The sequence below is a fragment of the Blastococcus sp. CCUG 61487 genome (genome assembly GCF_005222955.1).
GTDB lineage: Bacteria > Actinomycetota > Actinomycetes > Mycobacteriales > Geodermatophilaceae > Blastococcus.
Map to the genome: position 1 here is coordinate 1 of NZ_LWUA01000004.1, position 9193 is coordinate 9193.

General features: G+C 75.6%; 10 protein-coding genes and 1 pseudogene. 5 read left to right on the forward strand and 6 right to left on the reverse strand.

Translation table 11 applies throughout. The annotated features are described in order from the left end of the window. The 3 genes and pseudogenes from A6V29_RS21150 to sigE all read right to left on the reverse strand — a co-directional run. Positions 1–200, reverse strand: a pseudogene (locus tag A6V29_RS21150) (hypothetical protein); the annotation flags it as partial. Between the two features lie 92 nt (positions 201–292). After that, positions 293–814, reverse strand: coding sequence for an anti-sigma factor family protein (locus A6V29_RS21845; protein ID WP_137158437.1), 522 nt, complete (start codon positions 812–814; stop codon positions 293–295). Continuing rightward, entirely contained in the window at positions 811–1389 is a 579-nt protein-coding gene (gene sigE, locus A6V29_RS00370; protein ID WP_137158438.1) for an RNA polymerase sigma factor SigE, read from the reverse strand. The genes A6V29_RS21845 and sigE overlap by 4 nt, the downstream gene beginning before the upstream one ends. Before the next feature lie 212 nt (positions 1390–1601). Here sigE and A6V29_RS00375 point away from each other — a divergent pair, with 212 nt between their 5' ends. Continuing rightward, complete coding sequence (locus A6V29_RS00375) at positions 1602–2258, forward strand: O-methyltransferase (protein WP_249932893.1); 657 nt, start codon at positions 1602–1604, stop codon at positions 2256–2258. A 52-nt stretch (positions 2259–2310) separates the two neighbouring features. Here A6V29_RS00375 and glgC read toward each other — a convergent pair whose 3' ends face one another. Further along, positions 2311–3531 carry a glucose-1-phosphate adenylyltransferase gene (gene glgC / locus A6V29_RS00380; protein WP_137158440.1) on the reverse strand — a complete coding sequence of 407 codons (1221 nt, stop codon included), beginning with the start codon at positions 3529–3531 and terminating at the stop codon, positions 2311–2313. A 131-nt stretch (positions 3532–3662) separates the two neighbouring features. Here glgC and glgA point away from each other — a divergent pair, with 131 nt between their 5' ends. From glgA to A6V29_RS00400, 4 genes are all read left to right on the forward strand, one after another. After that, the gene (gene glgA / locus A6V29_RS00385; protein ID WP_170977624.1) at positions 3663–4835 is read left to right on the forward strand and encodes a glycogen synthase; all 1173 of its coding nucleotides are present in this window, start codon (positions 3663–3665) and stop codon (positions 4833–4835) included. Positions 4836–5061: 226 nt separating this feature from the next. Then, entirely contained in the window at positions 5062–6045 is a 984-nt protein-coding gene (locus A6V29_RS00390) for an ABC transporter substrate-binding protein (protein ID WP_137158442.1), read from the forward strand. 13 nt (positions 6046–6058) lie between these two features. Next, a complete protein-coding gene (locus A6V29_RS00395) occupies positions 6059–7156 on the forward strand; it encodes a FecCD family ABC transporter permease (protein WP_137158443.1) in 1098 nt (365 codons plus the stop codon). Further along, complete coding sequence (locus A6V29_RS00400) at positions 7153–7950, forward strand: ABC transporter ATP-binding protein (RefSeq protein WP_137158444.1); 798 nt, start codon at positions 7153–7155, stop codon at positions 7948–7950. The genes A6V29_RS00395 and A6V29_RS00400 overlap by 4 nt, the downstream gene beginning before the upstream one ends. Here A6V29_RS00400 and A6V29_RS00405 read toward each other — a convergent pair. Beyond that, entirely contained in the window at positions 7940–8794 is an 855-nt protein-coding gene (locus A6V29_RS00405) for a 5-oxoprolinase subunit C family protein (RefSeq protein WP_137158445.1), read from the reverse strand. The genes A6V29_RS00400 and A6V29_RS00405 overlap by 11 nt on opposite strands. Position 8795: 1 nt before the next feature. Next, on the reverse strand, positions 8796–9193 hold a 398-nt coding region (locus tag A6V29_RS00410), incomplete at its 5' end, for a 5-oxoprolinase subunit B family protein (RefSeq protein ID WP_137158446.1).

The following is a 9193-nucleotide window of genomic DNA, read 5'->3' on the forward strand; positions in this document are numbered from 1 at the left end:
GCCGGGCCGAAGGCGCGGCGCAGCGCCTCGGGCGGCGGTGGCGGCACGGGACGGGCCGGCGGCAACGGCCGGTCGGCGGAGAAGCTGCCCTCGACGCTTCCGGGGCGGCCGAAGGCCGCCTGCTGGCCGGGCCCCGGTTCGGGCGCGTTCGTCCGGCGCGGCGGGAGCCGGTCGGGCACGGCGCCGAACGGGCTGTCCACCCCCGCGGGGCGGGCGAACGCCGCCTCCGGCGCCGACGTCCCGGGAGGGCGCTCGTCCGAGGCCTCCGGAGGGGTGGGCTCGTCCGAGGCGCTCAGGGGGTGCCGCCCGTCCCGCCGAGCGGCGACGGCGACGTCCCGGTGTTCACCGCGCGCAGGACGGGCGGGACCACCTCGGTGTGCTCGCGCACCCCGGAGTCGGCCACCTCGGCGGGAGCGTCGGAGTCTCCGGCGGGCAGCTGCAGCGCCAGCACGGTGACCCCCGCGCCCAGGCCGGCCAGGGTCCCGGCGAGGCCGCGGCGCAGCCAGCGGGCGTGGCCGGGGCGGTGCGGAGGTGCGTTCGGCGTGAGGTCGACGTCCCAGGCCGCCGCACCGGCGCCGCGGACGTCCGCGGTGAAGGGGATCGCGTACAGCCGCGACACCAGGTCGCCCGGGACGGACACCTCCTCGCAGCCGTGGAGGGCGTCCTTCGCCTCGCGCTGCGCCTGCACGGCCATCCGGCACTGCAGGCAGCCCTCGAGGTGCCGCGCCGCCCGGCTCGCGGCGCCGGCGGGCAGCTCGCCGTCGACGAGCGCGGCGATCGCCTCCTGCGCCAGGTGGCTCTCGGGCAGGGTCATCGGGCGCCGCCCAGCAACGCCTCGTCGTCGAACGACCGCCCCGGCGCGAGGTGGGCGAGGGCCTGCCGCAGCTGCACGCGGCCGCGGTGGATGCGGCTGCGCACGGTCCCGAGCTTGATGCCCAGGGTGGCGGCGATCTCCTCGTAGGTCAGGCCCTCGATGTCGCACAGGACCACGGCGACGCGGAACTCCGGGGACAGCGCGTCGAGCGCCGCCTGGATCTGCGGGTCCAGGTGCGTGTCGGCGTAGACCTGCTCGGGGCTGGGCGCCCGGCCCGGCAGGCGCTCGGTGTCCTCGGGCAGCGGATCGAAGCGGATCCGCTGCCGGCGGCGCACCATGTCGAGGAAGAGGTTCGTGGTGATGCGGTGCAGCCAGCCCTCGAACGTGCCGGGCGAGAAGTCGGCCAGCGACCTGAACACCCGGACGAACGTCTCCTGGGTGAGGTCCTCGGCGTCCTGCGGGTTGCCCGAGAGGCGGTAGGCCAGCCGGTAGACGCGAGCGGAGTGCTCGCGCACGACCTGCTCCCAGGTGGGCGCGACCCAGCCCTCGACGTCGGCACGCACGGGCTCGGACACGGCGCCAGTATCCCCGACTCCGGACGACGTGCGCGGATCGGCGTCGCTCGGGCGGGTGGACACGGCTGGGTCTGGGCGCACGACGGGAGAACGAGCCGTGCTCGTGCGGCTGTTCCGGACCGCACACGTTCCCAGCCAACTCACAGCCCGGCGACCGCCCGCTCGGCGTCCCGCACCGGCCGGCGACCCGCGGCCACTACCCTCGGGCGGTGATGAGCGCCCACCTTCCGCCGCCGGGGAGTGGCTCCGAGGGCGCTGCCTACGCCGACCGGTTCGCCGCCGAGACCCCCGAGATGACCGCCGCCCGCGAGCGCGCGGTCCTCCTGCCGGGGCCCCCGCCGATCGAGCCGTCGACGGGCGCCACCCTCGCCGTGCTGGCCGGGGTGCTCCAGGCGCGGGCGGTGGTGTCGATCGGGAGCGGCGGCGGGCTGACCGGGCTGTGGCTGCTGCGCGGCATGCAGCCCGACGGCGTCCTCACCGCGCTCGACGGCGACCCCGAGCAGCTGCGCGCCGCCCGGGCCGCGTTCGCCGGCGCCGCCGTGCCGGCCGGTCGGACCCGGATGATCTTCGGCACCCCCGGCGAGGTGCTCCCCCGCCTCTCGCCGGATGCGTACGACCTGGTGGTCTGCGCGGGCCACCCCCGCGAGTACGCCGCCCAGCTCGACGCCGTCGTCGGCCTGGTGCGCGCCGGAGGCATAGTCGTCTGCCACGGACTGCTCGACCAGGGACGGATCGCCGACCGCGCCGTCCGCGACCCCCAGACGGTGGCCTGGCGGGAGGTGGCCCGGACCCTGCGGGAGGACGAGTCGCTGCTGTCGGCGGTGCTGCCCCTCGGCGCCGGCCTGCTCGTCGCCACCAAGCGCCCCTGAGGGCGTTCATGGCCATAACCGCCCCTGAGGGCAGTTATGGCCATAACTGCCCCTAGACGATGGCGCGGGCGCCCTTGCCGAGCACGGTCACGCCACCGGCGCTGACGTCGTAGCGCTCCCGGTCGAGGTCGTGGTCCAGCCCGATCCGCGCACCCGCGGGGACGACGACGTTCTTGTCGAGGATCGCCCGCCGGACGACCGCGCCCTCCCCGATGAAGGCGCCGTTCATGACCACGCTGCCCTCGACGTGCGCGCCGCGCTCGACGCGCACACCCGGGGAGATGACCGAGTTGTGCACCGAGCCGCCGCCGATGATCGCGCCGGCGCTCACCATCGACTCCTCCGCTCGCCCGGCCAGGACGAACTTCGCGGGCGGCAGCTGCGGCGGGAGGGTGTAGATCGGCCAGCGGTCGTTGTAGAGGTTGAAGACCGGGGTGACCGACACCAGGTCCATGTGCGCGTCGTAGTAGGAGTCGATCGTCCCGACGTCGCGCCAGTAGCCGTGGTCGCGCTCGGTCGCGCCCGGGACGACGTTGGTGGAGAAGTCGTAGACCCACGCCTCCCCCGCGTCGGCGAGCATCGGCATGATCGAGCCGCCCATGTCGTGCACCGAGTCCTCGTCGGCGGCGTCGGTGCGCAGCGCCTCGAGCAGGGCATCGGTGGTGAACACGTAGTTCCCCATCGAGGCGAAGCTCTCCTCGGGCGAGTCCGGCAGCCCCGGCGGGTCGGCGGGCTTCTCCAGGAACCCCCGGACCTTCCCCTCCGCCGTCGCGTCGATGACGCCGAACTCCGTCGCCTCGCGACGGGGCACCCGCAACCCGGCGATGGTGACGCCGGCACCCGTCTGCAGGTGCTGGTCGATCATCTGCCGGGGGTCCATCCGATAGACGTGGTCGGCGCCGAAGACGACGACGATCTCCGGGCGCTCGTCGTAGATGAGGTTCAGGCTCTGGAAGATCGCGTCGGCGCTGCCGGTGTACCAGCGCGGCCCGAGCCGCTGCTGCGCCGGCACGGGCGTGATGTAGCCGCCGAGCAGCTGGGACATCCGCCAGGTCGTGGTGATGTGGCGGTCCAGGCTGTGGCTCTTGTACTGGGTGAGGACGGCGATCTGCCGGATGTCGCCGTTGACCAGGTTCGACAGCACGAAGTCGATCAGCCGGTAGTTGCCGCCGAACGGCACGGCCGGTTTGGCGCGGTCGTGGGTGAGCGGCGCCAGCCTCTTGCCCTCACCGCCCGCCAGGACGATGCCGAGAACCCGAGGACCGCCGCGCATGCCACGCAACGTATCCGCTGGTCCCTGCCCGCACTCCTCGAGCACGCGGTTCCACCCTGGCGAGGGACGGGAACGCCCCCGGGACCCGCGCCGAGCGTGCGGGGACGAGCGGTCCTTCTACGCTGACCGCCGTGCGCATCGGCATCGTGACCCGCGAATGGCCGCCGGAGGTCTACGGCGGCGCCGGCGTGCACGTCCAGCACCTCGTGGCCGCGCTGCGCGAGCTGCCCGAGCGCCCGCGCATCGACGTGCACAGCTTCGGCGCGCCGCGCGACGACGCCACGGGGCACCCCGTGCCGGAGACGCTGCGCGGCGCCAACGGGGCGCTGCAGGCCATCGGGGTGGACGTCGGGATGGCCGCCGCCCTGGACGGGGTGGACCTGGTGCACAGCCACACCTGGTACGCCAACACCGCCGGGCTGCTGGCCGGGCTGGTCCACGGCATCCCGCACGTCGTCACCGCGCACTCGCTCGAACCGCGCCGCCCGTGGAAGGCCGAGCAGCTCGGCGGCGGCTACCGCCTCTCCTCCTGGGCGGAACGGACCGCCTACCTGGCCGCCGACGCGGTGATCGCGGTCAGCGCCGGCATGCGCGAGGACGTCCTGGCGGTCTACCCCGATCTCGACCCCGCCCGCGTGCACGTCGTCCGCAACGGCGTCGACGCCGACGCCTACCGCCCGGTGGAGGCGCCCGACACCGTGCGGGCGCTGGGCGTGGACCCCGACCGCCCCTACGCGCTGTTCGTCGGCCGGATCACCCGGCAGAAGGGCCTGCCGCACCTGCTGGCGGCGGCCGAGCAGCTGCCCGGCGACGTCGGTCTCGTGCTCTGCGCCGGAGCGGCCGACACCCCCGGCGAGCGGCAGGAGGTGGCCGACGCCGTGGCGGCCCTGCAGGCGCGGCGCGACGGCGTGGTCTGGTTGGAGGCGATGCTGCCGCGCGAGCAGCTCGTCCCGCTGATCGCCGGCGCGACGGTCTTCGTGGTGCCGTCGGTGTACGAGCCGCTGGGCATCGTCAACCTCGAGGCGGCCGCCTGCGGCACCGCCGTCGTCGCCAGCGCCGTCGGCGGCATCCCCGAGGTCGTCGACGACGGGCGCACCGGCCTGCTGGTGCCCCACGACCCCGACGACCCCGACGGGTTCGTCGACGCGCTCGCGGCCCGGATGACCGAGCTGCTCACCGACCCGGAGCGCGCGGCCCGGATGGGGGCCGCCGGCCGGGAACGGGTGCTGGCCGAGTTCGGCTGGCCGGCCATCGCCCGGCAGACCGTCGACGTCTACGAGGCGGTCCTCGGCGCCCGCGGCTGAGCGGCCCGGTGGTACCTTGCCGTCGCCGGCCCCTGCGCCGGTGACGCAGCAGCAGCGAAGTCCGGTGCGAACCCGGCGCTGTCCCGCAACTGTGATGGCCACTCCGGTGGCCCGAGCCAGATCGCCTGCTCTGCCTCGTGCAACCGACCCTCGCGGCAAGGGTCGCGCATCGAGCGTCGGGTCAGCTCGTGGGCGACGCTCGCCGCCTCCACTGGAGGCAGTTCCCTTGATCGGCTCCCACCCCCGCGCGGCGCGGTCGACGTCGGGCGCACGACGGCGGCTGTCGCCCGCCGCGCTCCTGGCGCTGCTCACCGCGCTGCTGCTGGCCCTCACGGCCTGCGGCGACGACGCCGACGACGACGGCGGCAGCGCCGGCGGTTCGTCGGCCGAGTCCTCGGAGTTCCCGGTGACGGTCTCCGCCGACAACGGCGAGGTCACCATCGAGGAGCGGCCCGAGGCGATCGTCGCCTTGTCGGCCACCGCCACCGAGATGCTCTTCGCCATCGGCGCCGGCGACCAGGTCGAGGCCGTCGACGACAACTCGAACTACCCGGCCGAGGCGCCGACCAGCGACCTGTCGGCGTTCACCCCGAACGCCGAGGCTGTCGTCGGCTACGAGCCCGACCTGGTCGTCCTCAGCGACGACATCAACGGGATCGTCGGCTCGCTGGAGTCGCTCGACGTCCCGGTGCTGCTGCTCGGCGCGGCCGAGACCCTGGACGACACCTACGAGCAGATCGAGCTGCTCGGCGCGGCCACCGGGCACACGGACGAGGCCGCCGAGGTCGTGGACGACACCCGGGAGCGCATCGACGCCGCCGTCGCGTCGGTCTCCACCGACGTCGAGGGCCAGCGGGTCTTCCACGAGCTGGGCCCGGAGCTCTACTCCGCCGACAGCAGCACCTACATCGGCACGATCTACTCGCTGTTCGGCCTGGAGAACATCGCCGACGGCGCTCCGGACCCCAGTGGCGGCTACCCGCAGCTGTCGGCCGAGTTCGTCGTCGAGCAGGCCCCGGACATCATCGTCCTGGCCGACACCAAGTGCTGCGGTGAGAGCGCGGCGACCGTTGCCCAGCGGCCGGCCTTCGCGACGATCCCGGCCGTGGTCGAGGGCCGCATCGTCGAGGCCGACGACGACGTCGTGTCCCGGTGGGGGCCGCGCGTCGCGGACTTCGCCGAGCTCGTCGCCGAGGTTCTGCAGGGCTGAGGCCGCCTCCCTCATGAGCACCCTCACGCACCGCACCCGGTCCGGCCGCCCGACGGCCGCGCCGGGTGCGGTGCGTCCGCGGCGGCCGGGCGTGCTGGTGTACGGGACGGCGCTGCTCGCCCTCGTCGGCTGCATGCTGGCCGGGATCTGGGTGGGCGCGGTGCCGCTGCCCCCCGACGGCGTCGTCCTCACCCTGCTCGACCGCGCGCTGCACCCGCTGGGCATCGAGGTGTCCGGTGGCCTCGAGGGCACCCAGGCGGCCGTGCTGCTGCAGCTGCGGCTGCCCCGGGTGGTGCTCGGCGTGCTCGTCGGCGCGGCGCTGGCGATCGCGGGCGCGGGCTACCAGGGCGTGTTCCGCAACGCCCTGGCCGACCCCTACCTCCTCGGCGCCGCCGCGGGCGCCGGGCTCGGCGCCACCCTGACCATCGCCTACTCCCCCGTGCAGTCGGTCGGCCCGGTCGGCATGGTCCCGCTGGCCGCGTTCGTCGGGGCGCTGTTCGGCGTCTTCTGCGCCCTGGCGCTCGGCAGCGTCGCCGGTGGTTCGCACAGCCCGACGCTGCTGCTGGCCGGCATCGCCGTGGCCGCCTTCCTCTCCGCCGTGCAGACCCTGGTGCAGCAGCAGAACACCGACAACCTGCGCGAGATCTACGGCTGGATGATCGGCCAGCTCGGCAGCTCGCAGTGGTCGGACATCGGGATGGTGCTGCCCTACCTCGGGGTCTCCTGCGGGGTCCTGCTCTTCTGCGGCCGAGCGCTCGACATCCTGGCCGTCGGCGACGACGAGGCCGCCTCGCTCGGCGTCCACCCGGGGCGGCTGCGGCTGCTGGTCATCCTCGCGGCCTCGCTCGCGACCGCCTCCGCGGTGGCGGTCAGCGGTCTCATCGGCTTCGTCGGCCTGGTCGTGCCGCACATCGTGCGGCGACTCGCCGGCGGCTCCTACACCCGGGTCCTCCCGCTCTCCCTGCTCGTCGGCGGGGCGTTCCTCGTGCTCGCAGACCTGGTCGCCCGGGTGATCCTCGCCCCCGCCGAGCTGCCGATCGGCGTGGTCACCGCGTTCGTCGGCGCGCCGTTCTTCGCCCTCCTGCTGTGGACGGGGGCGCGCCGCCGATGACCGGACAGCTCCAGCCCACCGGCGGCGCGCGGGTGGAGGCCCTCGGCATCAGCGCCGCCTACGGCCGGAACCAGGTGCTCGACTCGGTGCGCTTCACCGTCGCCGCCGGCGGTTGGCTGGCGATCATCGGGCCCAACGGATCGGGCAAGTCGACGCTGCTGCGCTCGGTCCTCGGGCTGCAGCGCCACGAGGGCCAGGTGCGCATCGACGGCGTCCCCGCCGCCGGGATGCCGCGCCGGGACCGCGCCCGGCTGCTGGCCTACGCGCCGCAGCTGCCGGTCGTGCCCGAGGGCATCAGCACCCGCGACTACGTCGCCCTCGGCCGCACCCCGCACCGGCCCCTGCTGGCCGCCCCGCGCGCCATCGACCGGGCGATCGTCGACGACGTCATGCGGCGGCTCGAGCTGGAGCCGCTGGGCGACCGGCTCGTGGCCACGCTCTCCGGCGGTGAGCAGCAGCGCGCCGTCCTCGCCCGGGCGCTGGCCCAGCGGCCGCGGGTCCTCTTCCTCGACGAGCCGACCGCCTCGCTGGACCTCGGGCACGCGCAGCAGGTGCTCGACCTCCTGGACCGGCTGCGCCGGGAGGAGGGGCTGACCGTGGTCAGCACGCTGCACGACCTCACCCTCGCCGGCCAGTACGCCGACCGGCTCATGCTGCTGGCCGCGGGACGGGTCGCCGCCGAGGGCACGCCCGACCAGGTGCTCACCCCCGCAGCCCTGGCGGCGCACTACGGCGCGCGCGCCGCCGTCGTCACCGGCCCCGACGGCCTCGCGGTGCTGCCCGTCAGGGGCTGACGGCGCGGAAGCGGAGCACGTCGCCGGGCCGGAGCTGCGCGGCCAGCGGCAGGTCCGCGGTGACGACGACGGCGGCCACCGGGTAGCCGCCGGTCACCGGGTGGTCGACGAGGAACAGCACCGGGGCGCCGTCGGGCGGCACCTGGACCGAGCCCGGCACCAGCCCCTCGCTCGGCAGTTCGTCCTCGCGCACCCGGGCCAGCCGCGGTCCGTCCAGCCGGAGCCCGACCCGGTCGCTGTCCGCTCCGACGGTCCACTCCCCCGCAGTGAGGGTGGCCCACGCGTCCTCGGTCAGCCAGTCCCGCCGCGGGCCGGGCAGCACCCGGAGCACCGGCCGCTCCGGCGGCGGGCCCACGGGTGCGACGTCCACGACGGGCTCCTCGCCGGCCAGGTCCCCGACCGCCAGGTCGGTGCCCGCGGTCAGCGGAGGCGGGCCCAGCCCGGAGAGCGTGTCGGTGCTGCGCGACCCGAGCACCGGGACGACGTCGATGCCGCCGCGCACCGCGACGTAGGAGCGCAGGCCGCGCGGAGGGTGCCCCAGCGCCAGCAGGGAGCCGGCCGGCAGGGTCAGCGGGGCGGCGAAGGGTGCCGCCCGCCCGTCGACCTCGACCGGGAGCGGCGCACCGGTGACCGCCACCAGCAGGGTGCGCCCCGCACGGACCCGCAGCCCTCCGGCGGTCACCTCCAGCACGGCCGCCTCCGGCCGGTTGCCGACCAGCCGGGTGGCGAGCCCGGCGGCCGCGACGTCGGCGGCCCCCGACCGGGTCACGCCGATCGCGGCGTGGCCGGGGCGCCCTCGGTCCTGCACCGTGGTGAGCGGCCCCGGCGCGAGCACTGTCAGCACGTCACGACACCTCACGGAACCGCACGGGCACCCCGGGCCGCAGCAGGGCGGGCGGCTCGCGCTGCACGTCGAAGAGGACGGCGTCGGTCCGGCCCACCAGCTGCCAGCCACCCGGGGAGGCGCGGGGGTACACGCCCGCGAACTCTCCGGCGAGGGCCACCGCGCCCGCGGGCACCCGGGTGCGCGGCGTCGCCCGGCGCGGCACGTGCAGCTCCGGCAGCAGGCCGGTGAGGTAGCCGAACCCGGGCGCGAACCCGCCGAAGGCCACCGTCAGCTCCGCGGCGGTCAGCGCGCGCACCAGCTCGGGCACGGCGAGCCCCACCAGCCGGGCCACCTCGGCGAGGTCCGGTCCGTCGAACACCACCGGCAGGACGACGGGGTCGGGGGTCGCCTCGGGCC

Excerpts from the sequence above, each read along its gene's own strand:
- A6V29_RS21845 (WP_137158437.1), bottom strand. The coding sequence starts at position 814 with ATGACCCTGCCCGAGAGCCACCTGGCGCAGGAGGCGATCGCCGCGCTC.
- A6V29_RS00375 (WP_249932893.1), top strand. The coding sequence starts at position 1,602 with ATGAGCGCCCACCTTCCGCCGCCGGGGAGTGGCTCCGAGGGCGCTGCC.
- glgC (WP_137158440.1), bottom strand. The coding sequence starts at position 3,531 with ATGCGCGGCGGTCCTCGGGTTCTCGGCATCGTCCTGGCGGGCGGTGAG.
- A6V29_RS00395 (WP_137158443.1), top strand. The coding sequence starts at position 6,059 with ATGAGCACCCTCACGCACCGCACCCGGTCCGGCCGCCCGACGGCCGCG.
- A6V29_RS00400 (WP_137158444.1), top strand. The coding sequence starts at position 7,153 with ATGACCGGACAGCTCCAGCCCACCGGCGGCGCGCGGGTGGAGGCCCTC.